The following is a 15,254-nucleotide window of genomic DNA, read 5'->3' as shown; positions in this document are numbered from 1 at the left end:
TCAGAAGAACCCGCACGTCGGCGCATCGGCCGTAGGTGCCTCATGCCGCTCGACCCCTGTTGCCGCGAACACCTCGAGACGGATCCCGTCGGGATCGGCGAAGAAAATCCCACCCGATGACGCACCTTCCTGATGCGCCACCACGCCGTCGCGTGCGAAAACCGTCGACAATTCCTTCAGTACCTCCTCCACGTCCTGCACCTCCTGCACGGAATCCACTTGGAAGGACAAATGGTGCAAGCCCGGTGTGGCCGCCGAGAATTCCCCACTGCTCTGCTCCCAGAGCGTAAGCACCGGGGTGCCGTCGAATCCGAGAAACGCGAATCGCTGTGCGCCGTCGATACTCGCCGCGAGCTGGTCGAATCCGAACGCTCGCCGGTAAAACGCCACCGATCGCTCCAGATCGCTGACGTTGAGTCCGACATGACCGGTGACGACACGGGGCGTGATGGCGGCTCCCATGAAAATCCTCCCTAACCAGTAAATATATATTGACGGTTAGACCGTAATTCTCACGAGTCCGCTTTGTCAACCATCTATTTATCTTTACCGGTTAGAATGTGGGAGACGCGCCCACCCAGAAAGGAGGCGGCTAGCCTCAGGCCATGTCCGATCCACGTCCCCACCTCGGCGAACCGCTCGCACTGGATCTGCTGAATACCCGGTGGATGAGCGGCGATGGACCACAAGATCTGCTCACCACTGCCAACGGTCTACCAATCTGGTTGCACACCAACAATCTTCACGAGCGGTGCGTGGCCAACGACAAGACCCGAGAGGCCTTGGTCCTCGCACGTGACGCCATCTACCGCGCGGTAAAGGATTCCCAGATCGATGGAATCAATACGGTGCTATCCCACGGAGCGATCCGCCGTCGCCTGACCGCTGACGGACCGGTCGATACGGCTGAGGTTCTCGCATCACATTGGCTTCCCGGCTGGCTCGCCGCCGACAACCTACTCACCTTGCTGGCCGAGTCTCCCGATCGGATTAAACAGTGCGCACACCCGCAGTGCGTGTTGTTCTTCTACGACACGTCAAAAAACGGGGCTCGCCGGTGGCACTCCATGGCGACCTGTGGGAATAGGGCAAAAGCCGCGCGCCATTACGCCAAAAACACGTGATCAACTTTCACAGCTGCATCACAGGGCCGATTCTTACTCAACTATCACAATCCAAGTATTACGTAACAGGTATCACTTCGTTACCATAAGTCCCATGCGAAACATCGTATTGGCCGTTGGCGTGTCTGCCGTTTTCGGAGCGGCGTGCGCGGGGGCGGCACTCACGGGTGCGCCGGTGGCCTACGGAGCTCCGTTGAACTTCGACTGCCTGCAGGTCGCGACGCCGGTCGGAATGAATCTCACCTGTGTGAATCCGACTCCGTTCACCATGGACGCACACTTCAAGGGGAACTGCGGTCCACTCCCCATGCTGAACGAAGACACCGAGATCGGGCCATTCAAGACGATCTCCCGGCAGGTCCCGTGCCTACCCGGTGTGCAGTCGCCGACAGCCGAAGCATCGATGAGCATGCGATCCAACGCACCGGATGAGGGCGACCCCCCGCCCAATCCCCCGGCTCGCCCGTTCGGCCTCTAAGACGGCGCCGTCAGTCGTCACCCGACGTTACGGCGGTCCTGTTCGGAAGCAAGGGCGTTCTTCACCACGTCATAGGCCATGGATTGGCCGTATCCACGGCGCGCGAGCATGGCCACTAATCGTCGCGCCGCCTTGATTCCGCCGTCATCAAGGCTTTCTGACCGAAGTTTCTTGGCGACAAGCTGCGCCGCGCGCGAGCGCTCTGCGTCTCCGTCAATCTGCGCGAGTGCTGCGGCGGCGTTCTCGGCAGACACTCCCTTGGTCCGAAGCTCTGCGGCCAAGGCACGCTTGCCTTTTCCGGCGTAGGTATGCCGGGACTGTACCCATTGGGTTGCAAAGTCGGCGTCGTTGATCAGTCCGGCGGCGGCTAGCCGTTCCATAACTCGATCGGAAACCTCATCGGGGTACCCGCGCCGAGTTAGCCTTTCGGTCAGCTCGGCGCGGGTACGCGCCCGACTTGTCAACAGGCGAAGGCAATATGACCACGCCTGCTCGTCCCGCGAGTCAACCGGTTCACGCGTCGGGGCTTCGGGTACCGACGCGACCCGGGATCGCAGTTCGTCTAGGGATTCCCTGGCAGGGGAATCAGAAGTCGACTGGGGCCGGGACAACTTCGTCATCGGTCAGCACCGCTCCGATACCGAGCTTCTCCTTGATCTTCTTCTCGATCTCGTTGGCGACATCGGCGTTCTCCAACAGGAAGTTGCGGGCGTTCTCCTTGCCCTGGCCCAATTGCTCACCCTCATAGGTGAACCAGGAACCGGACTTGCGGATGAAGCCCTGCTCCACGCCCATATCGATGAGCGACCCCTCCTTGGAGATGCCCTTGCCGTAGAGGATGTCGAACTCGGCCTGCTTGAACGGCGGCGACACCTTGTTCTTGACCACCTTGACGCGAGTGCGGTTACCCACCGCATCGGTGCCGTCCTTGAGCGTCTCGATACGACGCACATCAAGGCGAACCGACGAGTAGAACTTCAAAGCCTTACCACCCGTGGTGGTTTCGGGCGAACCAAACATCACACCGATCTTTTCACGGAGCTGGTTGATGAAGATCGCGGTGGTGCCCGAGTTGCTGAGTGCACCGGTCATCTTCCGCAGGGCCTGGCTCATCAGGCGGGCCTGCAGACCGACGTGGCTGTCGCCCATCTCGCCCTCGATTTCGGCGCGCGGTACCAGCGCGGCCACCGAGTCGATGACGACGAGGGAGATGGCGCCGGAACGCACCAGCATGTCGGCAATTTCCAGAGCCTGCTCACCGGTATCCGGCTGGGACACGAGCAGCGAGTCAGTGTCGACACCGAGGTTCTTGGCGTATTCCGGGTCGAGCGCATGCTCGGCGTCAATGAATGCGGCGATACCGCCAGCGGCTTGCGCATTGGCGACCGCGTGCAGCGCGACGGTGGTCTTACCGGAGGATTCCGGCCCGTAAATCTCGACCACACGGCCACGGGGCAGGCCGCCGATGCCGAGTGCCACGTCCAGCGCGATGGATCCAGTCGGGATCACGGAGATGGGCTGGCGCACCTCGTCGCCCAGCCGCATGACCGAGCCCTTACCGAAGCTCTTGTCGATTTGTGCGAGCGCGAGTTCGAGAGCCTTCTCGCGATCCGGTGCCTGCGCCATGGTGTTCTCCGTTTCGTATCGGTGTGTTCGAAGATCGGGTTCCCGATCGGTTGAGGGAGACGCTAGGCAAGGGGTCCGACAAGTGAGCTTGACCTGCCCAAACCGCCTTTGGTTCGCATAACCATCGTGCTCGAACATGACTACCGTAAAGCGAACACCTGTTCGATTCAAGGAGGCGCGCCGAATGGCGTGTCGCGGCCCGCACGAGTCAGGCCAGGACGACCACACCGCGACGACAGACGGATGGGGGCGATGACACCGCGGCTGCGGATTCCGCACCGAAACGGCCTGGCCGTCAGTGCCGGCGAGATTGGCCGAATGTCACCACTGATCACGCGGGACGTCGAAGTCGGCACATAGCGCCCGCCACACGTCACGGGGTTCTGCCCCGTCTTCGACGGCCTGCGCCGCGGTGCGTCCGCCCATCGCGGTCAGCACGTGGTCGACCAGCACGGACGAGCCGTAGACCGCACCGAATCGACCGGTGACAAGCTCATGAAATTCCGTCAGACGCACACGGTCACTTTAGGGCCGCCACCGCGTCCTGGCACACCCGTACCGGATCCTTGACGTCGACGGCACCAGCGGCGGCCCGGCGAGCGGCCTCGGTGTAGCGCCGCTCCCCCAGAACACGGCCAATCGACTCGACCAGTGAATCTCGGTTGAGCGGACGGACCAGCTCGGCACTACCTTGCCGGACAACACGATTCGCCAGTTCCCACTGGTCGCCGCCACCGGGAACCACCACCGCGGGCACTCCAGCCAGCAACGCCTTACTCAGAAAGCCATGTCCCCCACCACAAATGGCCAGGTCAGCCCCGGCCAGCAGTAGGTCTTGACGCGCTAGCCCCGCGATGGCCCACGGCGGCAGTCCCGACGCCGGCGGCTCAAGCGCAGAGACAACCACCCGCGCGCCCGCCGATCCCAGGGCTTGCAATGCCAGTTCGGTCATCCCCTCCGCCCCGGTAAAGGCCGTCGACGGTGCGATCACAACCACCGGTCCCGAGCCCGAGGGTGGCTGCAGCACAACCTCTGTGGGCTCCCAGTGCAACGGCCCGACCAGTACCGCCTCCTCCGGCCAGTCGGGGCGCGGCACCTCCAGTGCCGGCAGCGTCGCGATCAGCCGTCGCACAGGCCCGGGATCTCTGGCGGACAATCCGATGCCGACCCGCGCCTGGGAACGTTGACGCAGTCCCTCGTTGATCGACTTCTGGGTCATCTTGCGCATCAGCACATCGCGCAGCCGGCCACGCAGCCCCACCCCGGGAGACAGCCCACTTCCCAATGGCGGCAAAGCTTTTGACGGTAGATATAGCGGATGCGGATTCAGCTCCACCCACGGCACACCGAGCAACTCGGCAGCCATGCCACCGCAGGCAGTGATCACGTCGGAGATGATCAGGTCCGGCGATAGTTCACCCAGCTGATCAACATTGGCCGTCGCCATGTATGCGGCACGCTGATGGATCTTGGTTCCGGAGTCCAGGTCGTCGTCCCCGGCCCGCGGCTGCAACCCCAGAAGCTCGACCGACTCCAGACCTGCCGAACGAGCCTGATCCAGCCACCGAGTACCCGTCAGCAGCACCGGATCGTCACCGGCGGCGGCGAATTTCAGGCACAACGCGACGGCAGGAAAGGCATGCCCGGGATCGGGACCGGCGACCACGGCGACACGCACCGCCCTACCCTGTCACAGCGATTCGGACTACCGTGAAACGCATGACCTACAGCACGCTGGAACTGGCCGCGCTCACCCCGGCACAGACCGTCACCCGCTTCCTGGAAGCCGCCCAGAACGGTGACACCGAGTTCGCAGAAAGTGTCCTGGCCGAGGATCTGGTCTACCAGAACGTGGGCCTACCGACGATCAACGGACGTCGTGCGGCGCTGAAGGTGTTCGAGCCGCTCAAACGCCCGGGGTTCGGTTTCGAGGTGCAGATCCACCGCACCACCACCAACGGGAACACCGTGATGAACGAACGCCACGATGCGATCGTCCTGGGCCCGCTGCGCCTGCAATTCTGGGTCTGCGGCGTCTTCGAGGTCTCCGACCAGGGCACCATCACCCTGTGGCGCGACTACTTCGACATGTTCGACATGTTCAAGGCCACGCTCCGAGGATTGGTGGGCATCCCGTTTCCCGCACTGCGGCCAAGTTTCTGACCGCCCAAGTTTCTGACCGCTAGGCGGCCTACGAACCGGTCCGACCCGCCTTGGGCCGCAGCCCGATATCCCGCCACACCCCTTCTCTAATCCGCGGTGCGTGTTTACCGTTGCCCCATGACGGACACGCCCAGCACCACTGCCCCCATCCGGATTGTCGAGGGATTCTGGGACGCGATGCGCCGCAGCGACCTCGCGGCCCTCGATGCGCTGCTCGACGACGCCGTTCGCTGGGAAAATGTGGGCCTGCCCACGGTCCGGGGGCGCGCCACGGTGATGCGGGCACTGTCCTCGCTGAATCTGCCGGGCGCCGGTTTCGACGTCAGGATTCACCGGATCACCGCCACAGACAACACGGTGATGACCGAACGCACCGACGTCGTCATCGTGGGCCCGGTGCATATTGCGTTCTGGGTCTGCGGTGTCGCCGAGCTCTCCGACAATGGCAAGGTCACGCTCTGGCGTGACTACGCCGACGTCTGGAACATTGCCAAGGGCCTCGTCCGCGGCATCCTCGGAACCGTGCTCCCCGCTCTGCGCCCGAAACTCTGAGCCTCATGGCAGTTGAGTCTTGTCCGCATCCGCCACCGCGCGGTACAGCATCACACCGCCGAGAATCAGCACACCCACCACCAGTATCGGGACCAAGAGCTTGAAGATGGCGCCCACTATAAGGAATGCCAGCCACACGACCAGCAACACGCCAATGATCTTCCACAACACGGATACCCACCGTTCTCTCGACTTGCTGCGATAGAGCAAGCCTGGCAGGCGAATTGGTACCTGAGGAACCCCGGAACCCGAAGATCAGGGAAAGATCGGGGATTACCCTGACAGCTGGCCGAGCTCGTCGAGCGCCCCCGCCCAGCCGGTAAGGCGATCGGTGGCCGACACCAGATCTTCGAAGAGCGGGCCGCGCGACATCGGCGATGCCATGACCGCCCCGCCGTTTCCGGCCGAGACCAACTGCGCTGCCGCGGTGACCAACTCGTTGTATTGCCGCACACCCGTGTCGAGCTGTGCGGTGAACGCCTTGATGGTCGGTTGCAAATACTCCCGGGTGTGCGGCGCCTCAGATGCGGCCCGCTCCATCGACACCACTTCCTTGGCGGTCGCGGCCATCACGTACGCAGCCTGGTTGGCCGCCGCAAGAATCTGCCGCCCCTCGCTATCCGGAATCATGTTGCCGCGCTCCACCACTCCAAGTAGCGAGAACAGCCCACGCTCGGCGGCATCCAAAGCGGCCATGGGCGGGCGTGCCGCCGAACCCAGCGGCGGCAGCCGTCGCTCCACTCCGGGACGTGGTGGCGGCAACGGCTCAGCCTTGAGGAAGCGGTACCGCACAAAGAGATACGTCGCCGGGATGGCACAGCCAGCGGTGAGTAGCGCCGGAATGATCAGCAGCCATGGGGGCGCACCGGTAGTGGCGAGCACCGTCGTGACAAGCAGGCCGGCCGCACAGGCCAGCGCCCAGCGGATACTCCAGCGCTTGGCCCGCAGCCGTTTCCGCAGCAGCTTCTCGCGTTTGTCGGACATCGCACGCATGCGGGCGGCGAGTTCCTCGCCAAGGTCATTGACGTTGTTGGCTACGCGGCGCAGCAGCTGCTCCCAGCCTCCTTGCACCGCGGCGCGGCGGGGCGGCGGGGGTGTCATGTTGACATTGTGCCCGAAAATTTCGCGGTCGCCGAGTACGAATATCCCCTATAACAAAATCCGCCGAGTGCGAGCGACAACGCTCACACTCGGCGGACGGAAGCCGATTGAAGAAGAGAAGCTACTACTGGCCCAGGGGATTGGCCGGGTTGGCCTGCTCGGGTGCCGTCGCGGGCGCCGGCGTCGCGGTGCCACCCGCGGGAAGGGCCTCACCCTTCATGGAAGCGCGGATCTGCTCCAGGCGCGAATGCCCGGCCATCTGCACGCTGGCCTGCTGCACCTCGATCATGCGTCCCTGCACCGAGTTCTGCGCCAGCTCCGCCGAGCCTAGAGCGTTGGCATAGCGGCGTTCGATCTTGTCGCGCACCTCATCCAGGCTCGGAGTGTTACCCGGGGCAGCCAACTCACTCATCGACCGCAACGAGGCGGACACCTGCTCCTGCATCTTTGCCTGCTCCAGTTGGCTCAGCAGCTTGGTCCGCTCGGCGATGCGCTGCTGCAGCATCATCGCGTTCTGCTCGACGGCCTTCTTGGCCTGGGCCGCGGCGGCGAGCGCCTGGTCATGCAGCGCCTTGAGGTCCTCGACGCTCTGCTCTGCGGTGACCAGCTGGGCGGCGAACGCCTCGGCGGCGTTGTTGTATTCGGTCGCCTTCGCGGCATCACCCGAGCCGGTGGCCTGGTCTGCCAGAGTCAGGGCCTGACGAACGTTGACCTGAAGTTTTTCGACATCAGCGAGCTGACGGTTGAGCCGCATCTCCAGCTGACGCTGATTCCCGATCACCGACGCAGCCTGCTGCGAGAGCGCCTGGTGGTTCCGCTGGGCCTCCTCGATGGCCTGCTGAATCTGCACCTTGGGGTCTGCGTTCTCGTCGATCTTCGCGTTGAACAGTGCCATCAGGTACTTCCACGCCTTGACGAACGGGTTAGCCATGAGATCGATCCGCTTTCTGCTTGGATGCCGGTAGTCGTCGCTGCCTACGACTGCGTGGGTCCCAACCTATCTGTTGCACGCCGATCCCCACACCCCCTACGGGGGCGCAAAACAATGCGACCGCCACAGTAGTTAGGCGGCCGCCATTGCGCGAACCTGTGGAATGACCACCTTGGTAGCGACATCGATCCCGCTGAGCGAGCGGGCTGCCGATGTCGCCGCGGGCTGTGGAGCCGCGGCGGGTGCCTCGCGACGGGCCATCCGCTCGCTGACCTCGGATAACACCGCTGATAGCGGGACCTCAAGCGCGCCGCAGATCGCGGCCAGCAGCTCGCTGGAGGCTTCCTTGCGACCGCGTTCCACCTCGGACAGGTATCCGAGGCTGACACGGGCGGAATCCGACACCTCACGCAGGGTCCTCCCCTGCCCGGATCGAGCGTGCCGCAGGGTGTCGCCGATGGCCTCTCGAAGCAACAGCGCCATGTCCTTCTCCTTTGCGTCCTGAACGTCGGCGTCCATACCGCGTAGTAGTTGAGTCTGCCTTGCTCAACGTTGCCGCGCACGCGGAGGTTCCCGATGTCAATAGTCATGAAGGTCACGTGACCTATGTCTCCGAACCTATGTGGAGGCCAGTTTCCCCGAGCTAGTCGCCGGTGATAACCTTCTGAACATGTTCACTGAACATGTTCAGTCTAGGTCCGAGAAGCGGGAGTCGACGCGCCTCGGGGTGCTCGCTGCGGCCGAAAGACTCTTTCGGGAGCAAGGATTCGGCGCGACCACCGTTCGCCAGATCGCAGCCGATGCGGAAGTCAGCACGGGGACTGTCATGGCAGTGGGCGATAAGGCCGCGCTACTCGTCGCCATTTTCGACGGTTGGATTGGCGCCGTGCACGATGGGCGGAGCGCGAACCGTCGCGCTGTCCGCGGCTCCGGTTCCGTTCTGGATGCGATGGACGTGTTTGAACCGTTCATCAACTATTTCGCACGTGATCGAGAGCTTTCAGGTGAATACGCAGCGATTATCGCTCGCGGCTCGCACGAATCAGCGATCTTTCAGAACCTCGCGGAATCCCTCGTGGCCGAGATCGAAGAGGTGCTGTTGCGCACCGGGCTCACCCGCGCTGAGGCCGAGCAAGGCTCTCGGGTCATCTATTTCGCGTATCTGGGAATCATTATGACCATGAACAACGGCGCCGTCGACATGCAGACATCGATCGACCGGCTACGAGATGTCGTCGGTTTTGTCATCTCACACACAGGAGGAAAAAAATGATCGGAACACCTCACTTCTGGTGGCTCACCGCACTGTTGGCGCTCGCCCTCTTCGGCGATGCCCTGATATCAGTCCGGCCGCCAGTGTTCATTCAGAAATGCCTTGATGGAGTGGGGTTTCCGCGCGACTGGTGGTGGACACTCGTCGTCATCAAACTCTTGGCTGCCGCCGGTCTTGTTCTCGGGCTGAAATACCCCGGAGTCGGCTTCGCCGCGAACGCTGGAGTTGTCGCCTACTTTGTGTGCGCTAGTTACGCCCATTACCGCGCCAAGTTCCTCAAACAGGAGTTCTGGCTGAATTGCCTGAGCATGCTTGGGTTTTCGATAGTTGTCTTGGTGGTTTCCTACGCGTTCTGACCGCAGTCAGTCAGGCACAAAGCGGCAGGGCCGCGACGATCGCCGTACGCTGCGAGTATCGACCTTTTCACCTGTGCGCGACTGTCAACTCCACGTGTCGCGTCACATCCGTCCATCCACCGCCGGTGCGTGAACCGACGGGCTGCCCAGGTCCAGACCTATGGACTACACCTAATTACGGATCGCCCTCGGTGTTCACCGAATCCGAGGTGACCATCGGGCCGGCTGGGCTGGCTGTCCCGGCAACGCTGTGCCTCCCTAGCTGCGATGCGCCGGTGGCAGGTGTCGTCCTACTGCCGGGTTCAGGGCTCACCGACCGCGACAGCACCATCGGTCCGAACAAGCCGTTCAAAGACCTCGCCTGGGGCCTTGCCACCCACGAAATTGCCACCCTGCGCTTCGACAAAGTCACCTACGTCCACCCTGCTACGGTCGCTGCTCAGTCCAGCTTCACCGTCGCCGACGAATACCTCACTCACGCAACAGCAGCGATCGCGTTTCTGGGTTGTCATCCCGCCCTCCAGAGTCGGCGAATCTTCCTTCTAGGACACAGCCAAGGCGCCACAGTTGCGCCCCGCATCGCCCTGCACCACCCCGTTCTCGCAGGCCTGATCTGCCTGGCTGCTGCCGCGCAACCCATCCACCATGCTGCCCTTCGCCAACTGCAATACCTCGCCAGACTCGACACCCCACCCAATGCCGTCATTGAACAAATGGTGGCCGAGCTCATCCGACAAGCCGCCATCGTCGATGACGAGAACCTGTCCGAATCGACACCGGCCCGCGACCTGCCCTTCGCGGTTCCGGCGGCCTACTGGCTCGATCTACGCGCCCACGAGCCCCTCAGCACCGCGGCTCAGCTCGAACTGCCCATGCTGTTCCTGCAAGGCGGCCGCGACTATCAAGTCACCACAGAGGATCTGCGTGCATGGCAGCGCGCGCTGGCTGGCCATCCCAACGTGCGGATGTGTATTTACCCTGACTGTGATCACTACTTCTTCACCGGAACACAGATCTCCACACCGGCCAGCTACCGAGAACCACACCACGTCGACGCACAAGTCATCAATGACGTCGCCGACTGGATAACCCAAACGCCCCCGAGTGCCAGATGACCCTCTCGGCGAGGTGGCTGGGTTCCCCGTGGCCAAGTTCGTGAGAAACCCAGGCCCGCAAGTCACCACTGCCGTGAGAACCTACAGACGGGTTAATCCAGTGGGGTATCGAGTGTTCCGGCTTTCCCAGCATGAATACCGGACGTCGCCCCTCCTCCGATCACCGACAAGAGCTGCAGCTTCTCGTAGCTCTCACTGCCCGGTACCGCCGTGTAGACGAGCAGCGAGGTTGACTCCACCGGGTCCAGCAGGATTTGACAGTTCAGTTCAAGCAATCCGACGTCACGGTGTTGAAATCGCTTGATTTCCTTCGGTGTAACACCGATCTCGTGTTCTTTCCAGAGGGTGCGGAACTGCTCGCTCTGAGCGTTGAGTAACTCCGCGAAGCGAGCGGCTCTGGAGCCGGGGCCACGCATCGCCAGGACTCGCCGAAGCCCCGAAACGTACATGCGCGAGTAGAACAGATGATCCTCGGGCGGATGCACGGCGCGTACTGACGAGTCGGTGAACCACCGGTATCCGATGCTCCGCGCTGGACCGGCGTACCGGGTCAAGTCCCCGACGAGGGCCATGCCGAGCGGCGTCTGCCGCAGCGTCTCGCCCAGCTCTGTGACGATCTCGGCCGCGGTATCGGCAGCGAGCCTGTCGAAAATTCGCATCAAACCGGGGCTGATGTATTGGCTGTCCGCGCCCGGCAAGGGCGCCTGATGTCCGGCGAGCCGGAAGAGATGATCGCGCTCATCACGTGACAAGTGGAGCCCTTGCGCTATCGACGTGATCATCTGTTCCGAGGGCTGCGGACCGCGTTCCCTCTCCAAGCGCGCGTAATAGTCGGTCGACATGTGGCACAGCGCCGCAACCTCCTCCCGTCGCAACCCGCGGGTCCGACGACGCTGCCCACGAGGAAGCCCCACATCCTCCGGCTGTAGCGCCTCGCGGCGAGTACGGAGGAAGTCGGCCAGTGCCGCGCGATCGATCATGCGTGCATTTTCTCCCGCACCGCGCCGCTGAGCCACTGATCATCAGTCCGTGGATAACTCGCGTGACATCAGGGACGCTCGTCTCAGGTGCCAGAACAGGTCCACATCACAGGTCAACGTCAGGAGTAGCCGTGCCTCAGAAATCGTCCGATATCACCATGCCCAATCTCTCCGGGCAGCGAGCGGTGGTTACGGGAGCGAGTGACGGAATTGGACTCGGAATCGCGACCGAACTCGCCGCCGCAGGTGCCGAGGTGGTCATGCCGGTCCGAAACCTGAGCAAGGGCGAAGCGGCCGTCGCAACGATTCGCGAGCTGCATCCGGAGGCGAAACTGACGCTAGAGCAACTAGACCTGTCCTCGCTGGCGTCGATCGCTGCCCTGGGACAGAAACTGCGTGCTGCTGGAGCTCCGATCCACCTGCTCATCAACAACGCGGGTGTCATGACTCCACCCGAGAGGCAGATCACGGCCGACGGGTTCGAGCTACAGTTCGGCACCAATCATCTGGGCCATTTCGCTCTCACCGGACACCTCTTCCCTCTTCTGCGGACCGGGCGTGCGCGCGTGGTCTCTCAGACGAGCATCGCGGCGCGTAGCGGCGAGATCAACTGGGACGACCTGAATTGGGAGCGTGAATACGACGGCATGCGCGCGTACCGGCAATCAAAGATTGCGTGCGGGTTGTTCGGTCTCGAGCTCAGCCGCCTCAGCGGCGCCGCGGGATGGGGGATCGCGAGCAACATCGCTCATCCAGGCGTGGCCCCGACCAGCCTCCTGGCGGCCCGGCCGGAGGTCGGACGCGCCAGGGACACCACAGAGGTGCGCATGATTCGCTGGCTCTCGGCGCGCGGACTCGTCGTGGGGACCGTGACAAGCGCAAAACTCCCCGCCCTGATGGCCGCCGTCGCACCGGATGTCACAGACGGCGGTTTCTACGGTCCGCAGTGGCCCGGAAACGCGGGTGGCCCTCCTGGGGCGCAAAGGCTGTGGAAACCGTTGCGCAGCAATGAGAACGCATCGCGGCTATGGCGGGTGTCCGAGGAGCTGACTGGTGTCACATTCGCCTGACTGAGCCCGGGTTATGCAGATTTGGGACGAGGACGTAGCGCCTGCACCAGGTAGTCGATGCCGGTGATAACGGTGAGGACCACTGCCAGCCCCATGAGGACCACCGCAGCAGTGTGCCAATACCCGGTCAACGGCACCAGATAGCCGGCGATGGCCAACGACTGGACCATGGTCTTGAGCTTGCCGCCCCGATTTGCCGGGATCACGCCATGGCGGAGCACCGAGAAGCGCAGCACCGTGATCCCGATTTCACGCACCAGGATGACCGTGGTCACCCACCACGGAAGATCACCGAGCACACTCAGTCCCACCAGCGCCGCACCAATGAGCGCCTTGTCAGCGATCGGGTCGGCGAGCTGGCCGAAGGGTGTGACCAGCCCGTAGCGACGGGCCAGTACGCCGTCGTATCGGTCGGTGGCGATGGCCAGCGCAAATACGCCGAAAGCGGCAATGCGCCAGGAAGATTGGTGCCCGCCCTCGGTGAACAGGACGACGATGAACACCGGTATCAGCACGATGCGCAGCACCGTCAGGATGTTGGCAATGTTCAGCAGCGGCACCGGCGCAGCCGAAGCCTCGGAATCAGGCTGGGTTTCCGGTGGCATCGGCACGTCAAACACCCTATCTGTTCTGGAGCTGGCTACTGTTCACGCATGAGCGCTGATGGCACATCCGGCATCTCAGGGAACCCGGATCACACGGCCCCCCCAGTGACCGTTCGCCGGTCCCGCACCTCCGATGTGCCCGCCATCAAGGCCCTTATCGACGTCTACGCCGGGCGCATCCTTCTGGAGAAGAACCTGGTGACGCTGTATGAGGCGGTCCAGGAGTTCTGGGTGGCCGACCTCAACGGGGAGATCGTCGGCTGTGGCGCCCTGCACGTGTTGTGGTCGGATCTCGGCGAGGTACGCACCATCGCGGTGCATCCCCGCCTCAAGGGTGCGGGAGTCGGGCATGCGATCGTGAGCCGCCTGCTCGATGTCGCGCGGGACCTGGAACTCAAAAGGGTGTTCGTGCTGACTTTCGAGGTCGACTTCTTCACGAAACACGGATTCCGCGAGATCGACGGCACTCCGGTGACCGCCGAGGTATACGAGGAAATGTGCCGGTCTTACGACACCGGTGTGGCCGAGTTCCTCGACCTGAGTTACGTGAAGCCGAACACGCTGGGCAATACCCGGATGCTCGTCCACCTTTGATTCCGCGTATCGGCGCCTTCTGGGCACGATCGTCGGCCATGATCGAGGCATGCCACGACTGCGCCAAGTGTCCCGCGCCGAAACCGACGACCGACTTGTCCATCGCATGTACGACCAGATTTTCGGTGACCGCGATCCGGTCACCGCTCCGGGAACCACCACCGGCACACCGGGTGACTGGTGGACGGTTTTTGCGCTGGTACCCGACGCCCTGAAGCATTCGGTCCAGGGTTTCGCGTTCTACCGCAGCCCCGATCGCAAGCTGGACCCGGTGCTGCGTGAGCTCGGGCAGACCCGGGCCGGCTGGGCACGCCGCAGCCAGTTCGTCTTCTCCCAGCATTGCAAGTCGTGCCGCATTGTCGGCATCACGGAAGAGATGATCGCGGCGATCCCGTCGTGGAGCACCGCCGACTGCTTCACCCCGGTGCAGCGCGCCGTGCTGGCCTACACCGACTGCCTGGTGCTGGACGGCGGCCGAGTACCCGACGGGGTGTTTACCGCGCTGAAGACCCACCTCTCCGACGAGGAGATCCTGGAGCTCACCTACATCACAGCCATGTACGAAATGCATGCGGTGATGAGCACGGCGTTGCGTTTGGAATGGGACAACCGCGACGAGCCGATCGTGGAGATCGCCGCGCCCGAGGGATTCACGTCTTTCGACGTGGGCGATGCCATCGCATTGCGGCGAGACGAGTAGTGACTCAGCGTCGTATCTGTGCGTGCTCGGCGAGCACCGCCACAACGTCGGGGTGGCCAGGTACCCACTGACCCGACATCGCATGTGTCGTGGTGACGCTGGCTGGCTCCTTGACTCCTCGAGTCTCCATGCAGCCGTGGGCAGCGGTGATGAAGCAGGCGGCGCCGACCGGTGAAAGTTCTTCTTGCACTGCGGTTGTTACCTGGTATCCGATACGCTCCTGCACCTGCAGGCGCCGCGCATAACCGTGGACCACCCGAGCCAGCTTCGAGAGGCCGACAACCTCGCTACCTGTACAGGGCCGGTAGGCAACAGTCGCGACCCCGGTGATGGGCAGCAGATGATGTGCGCACGTGGAGACGAGCCGTATCCCAGCCACGATCACCAGACCGGGATCGCTCGGCGCCGGAAAGCGCCGGCGCAGGTGGACGGCGGGGTCCTCGTCGTATCCGGCAAGCGATTCCGCCCAGGCCCTGGCCACCCGTCCTGGAGTGTCCTCCGTGTGCTCGTCATTGCCGACTCCAGTCGCCAGCAGTAGATCGGTAACGGCGGATTTCACCTTCTCCACATCGATCATCGAACTGTG

Annotated in this window: 22 protein-coding genes; 10 read left to right on the top strand and 12 right to left on the bottom strand. The window is 63.2% G+C overall.

Annotated elements, in window-relative coordinates; translation table 11 throughout:
• The gene (locus AC5Y5C_RS16710; RefSeq protein WP_499974179.1) at nt 1-462 is read right to left on the bottom strand and encodes a VOC family protein; all 462 of its coding nucleotides are present in this window, start codon (nt 460-462) and stop codon (nt 1-3) included.
• Between the two features lie 143 nt (nt 463-605).
• On the opposite strand from AC5Y5C_RS16710, the gene AC5Y5C_RS16705 reads away from it, so the two are divergent.
• Both AC5Y5C_RS16705 and AC5Y5C_RS16700 read left to right on the top strand, forming a co-directional pair.
• Nucleotides 606-1,124, top strand: coding sequence for a CGNR zinc finger domain-containing protein (locus tag AC5Y5C_RS16705; RefSeq protein ID WP_499974175.1), 519 nt, complete (start codon nt 606-608; stop codon nt 1,122-1,124).
• Nucleotides 1,125-1,218: 94 nt separating this feature from the next.
• Nucleotides 1,219-1,602: a hypothetical protein gene (locus AC5Y5C_RS16700; protein ID WP_078331852.1), complete on the top strand. Its 384-nt coding sequence runs from the start codon at nt 1,219-1,221 to the stop codon at nt 1,600-1,602.
• A gap of 17 nt (nt 1,603-1,619) precedes the next feature.
• Here AC5Y5C_RS16700 and recX read toward each other — a convergent pair whose 3' ends face one another.
• The 4 genes from recX to AC5Y5C_RS16680 all read right to left on the bottom strand — a co-directional run bounded on the left by recX (nt 1,620) and on the right by AC5Y5C_RS16680 (nt 4,906).
• Nucleotides 1,620-2,222, bottom strand: a complete 603-nt coding sequence (gene recX, locus AC5Y5C_RS16695; protein WP_499974170.1) for a recombination regulator RecX — start codon at nt 2,220-2,222, stop codon at nt 1,620-1,622.
• Complete coding sequence (recA, locus tag AC5Y5C_RS16690; RefSeq protein ID WP_499974169.1) at nt 2,188-3,228, bottom strand: recombinase RecA; 1,041 nt, start codon at nt 3,226-3,228, stop codon at nt 2,188-2,190. The genes recX and recA overlap by 35 nt, the downstream gene beginning before the upstream one ends.
• A gap of 321 nt (nt 3,229-3,549) precedes the next feature.
• Nucleotides 3,550-3,744, bottom strand: coding sequence for a DUF3046 domain-containing protein (locus tag AC5Y5C_RS16685; RefSeq protein WP_070940115.1), 195 nt, complete (start codon nt 3,742-3,744; stop codon nt 3,550-3,552).
• 4 nt (nt 3,745-3,748) lie between these two features.
• On the bottom strand, nt 3,749-4,906 hold the full coding sequence (locus AC5Y5C_RS16680; protein WP_499974166.1) for a glycosyltransferase: 1,158 nt from the start codon (nt 4,904-4,906) through the stop codon (nt 3,749-3,751).
• A gap of 41 nt (nt 4,907-4,947) precedes the next feature.
• On the opposite strand from AC5Y5C_RS16680, the gene AC5Y5C_RS16675 reads away from it, so the two are divergent.
• On the top strand, nt 4,948-5,391 hold the full coding sequence (locus tag AC5Y5C_RS16675; protein ID WP_499974164.1) for a limonene-1,2-epoxide hydrolase family protein: 444 nt from the start codon (nt 4,948-4,950) through the stop codon (nt 5,389-5,391).
• Nucleotides 5,392-5,508: 117 nt separating this feature from the next.
• Nucleotides 5,509-5,943, top strand: a complete 435-nt coding sequence (locus AC5Y5C_RS16670) for a limonene-1,2-epoxide hydrolase family protein (RefSeq protein ID WP_499974158.1) — start codon at nt 5,509-5,511, stop codon at nt 5,941-5,943.
• A 3-nt stretch (nt 5,944-5,946) separates the two neighbouring features.
• Here the strand turns inward: AC5Y5C_RS16670 and AC5Y5C_RS16665 are convergent, their stop codons facing one another.
• The 4 genes from AC5Y5C_RS16665 to clgR form a co-directional block, all read right to left on the bottom strand.
• On the bottom strand, nt 5,947-6,114 hold the full coding sequence (locus tag AC5Y5C_RS16665; protein ID WP_499974689.1) for a hypothetical protein: 168 nt from the start codon (nt 6,112-6,114) through the stop codon (nt 5,947-5,949).
• A 102-nt stretch (nt 6,115-6,216) separates the two neighbouring features.
• Nucleotides 6,217-7,044 (bottom strand): phage shock envelope stress response protein PspM, encoded by an 828-nt coding sequence (gene pspM, locus AC5Y5C_RS16660; protein ID WP_499974156.1) that lies wholly within the window; start codon nt 7,042-7,044, stop codon nt 6,217-6,219.
• Nucleotides 7,045-7,168: 124 nt separating this feature from the next.
• Nucleotides 7,169-7,975 carry a phage shock protein PspA gene (pspA, locus tag AC5Y5C_RS16655; RefSeq protein ID WP_499974150.1) on the bottom strand — a complete coding sequence of 269 codons (807 nt, stop codon included), beginning with the start codon at nt 7,973-7,975 and terminating at the stop codon, nt 7,169-7,171.
• A gap of 132 nt (nt 7,976-8,107) precedes the next feature.
• Nucleotides 8,108-8,458 carry a transcriptional regulator ClgR gene (gene clgR / locus AC5Y5C_RS16650; RefSeq protein WP_499974146.1) on the bottom strand — a complete coding sequence of 117 codons (351 nt, stop codon included), beginning with the start codon at nt 8,456-8,458 and terminating at the stop codon, nt 8,108-8,110.
• A 187-nt stretch (nt 8,459-8,645) separates the two neighbouring features.
• Between clgR and AC5Y5C_RS16645 the strand changes: the two genes are divergently transcribed.
• From AC5Y5C_RS16645 to AC5Y5C_RS16635, 3 genes are all read left to right on the top strand, one after another.
• Nucleotides 8,646-9,248 (top strand): TetR/AcrR family transcriptional regulator, encoded by a 603-nt coding sequence (locus AC5Y5C_RS16645; protein ID WP_499974142.1) that lies wholly within the window; start codon nt 8,646-8,648, stop codon nt 9,246-9,248.
• Nucleotides 9,245-9,604, top strand: a complete 360-nt coding sequence (locus tag AC5Y5C_RS16640; protein WP_499974140.1) for a DoxX family protein — start codon at nt 9,245-9,247, stop codon at nt 9,602-9,604. The genes AC5Y5C_RS16645 and AC5Y5C_RS16640 overlap by 4 nt, the downstream gene beginning before the upstream one ends.
• 191 nt (nt 9,605-9,795) lie before the next feature.
• A complete protein-coding gene (locus AC5Y5C_RS16635) occupies nt 9,796-10,719 on the top strand; it encodes an alpha/beta hydrolase (RefSeq protein ID WP_499974138.1) in 924 nt (307 codons plus the stop codon).
• 92 nt (nt 10,720-10,811) lie between these two features.
• Here the strand turns inward: AC5Y5C_RS16635 and AC5Y5C_RS16630 are convergent, their stop codons facing one another.
• Entirely contained in the window at nt 10,812-11,699 is an 888-nt protein-coding gene (locus AC5Y5C_RS16630) for a helix-turn-helix transcriptional regulator (protein ID WP_499974135.1), read from the bottom strand.
• 131 nt (nt 11,700-11,830) lie between these two features.
• On the opposite strand from AC5Y5C_RS16630, the gene AC5Y5C_RS16625 reads away from it, so the two are divergent.
• On the top strand, nt 11,831-12,769 hold the full coding sequence (locus tag AC5Y5C_RS16625; RefSeq protein WP_499974133.1) for an SDR family oxidoreductase: 939 nt from the start codon (nt 11,831-11,833) through the stop codon (nt 12,767-12,769).
• A gap of 11 nt (nt 12,770-12,780) precedes the next feature.
• Here the strand turns inward: AC5Y5C_RS16625 and pgsA are convergent, their stop codons facing one another.
• A complete protein-coding gene (gene pgsA / locus AC5Y5C_RS16620; protein ID WP_499974132.1) occupies nt 12,781-13,380 on the bottom strand; it encodes a CDP-diacylglycerol--glycerol-3-phosphate 3-phosphatidyltransferase in 600 nt (199 codons plus the stop codon).
• Between the two features lie 42 nt (nt 13,381-13,422).
• On the opposite strand from pgsA, the gene AC5Y5C_RS16615 reads away from it, so the two are divergent.
• Together AC5Y5C_RS16615 and AC5Y5C_RS16610 are read left to right on the top strand one after the other, a co-directional pair.
• Entirely contained in the window at nt 13,423-13,968 is a 546-nt protein-coding gene (locus AC5Y5C_RS16615; protein WP_499974130.1) for an amino-acid N-acetyltransferase, read from the top strand.
• 49 nt (nt 13,969-14,017) lie between these two features.
• Nucleotides 14,018-14,668 (top strand): carboxymuconolactone decarboxylase family protein, encoded by a 651-nt coding sequence (locus AC5Y5C_RS16610; RefSeq protein WP_499974128.1) that lies wholly within the window; start codon nt 14,018-14,020, stop codon nt 14,666-14,668.
• A 4-nt stretch (nt 14,669-14,672) separates the two neighbouring features.
• Here AC5Y5C_RS16610 and folE read toward each other — a convergent pair whose 3' ends face one another.
• Nucleotides 14,673-15,245, bottom strand: coding sequence for a GTP cyclohydrolase I (gene folE, locus AC5Y5C_RS16605; protein ID WP_499974124.1), 573 nt, complete (start codon nt 15,243-15,245; stop codon nt 14,673-14,675).
• Between the last annotated feature and the right edge of the window lie 9 nt (nt 15,246-15,254).

The sequence above is a fragment of the Mycobacterium sp. NGS15 genome (assembly GCF_059813245.1).
The sequence above is the reverse complement of the archived record's forward strand: the minus strand, read 5'-3'. Positions and strand labels throughout refer to the sequence as shown.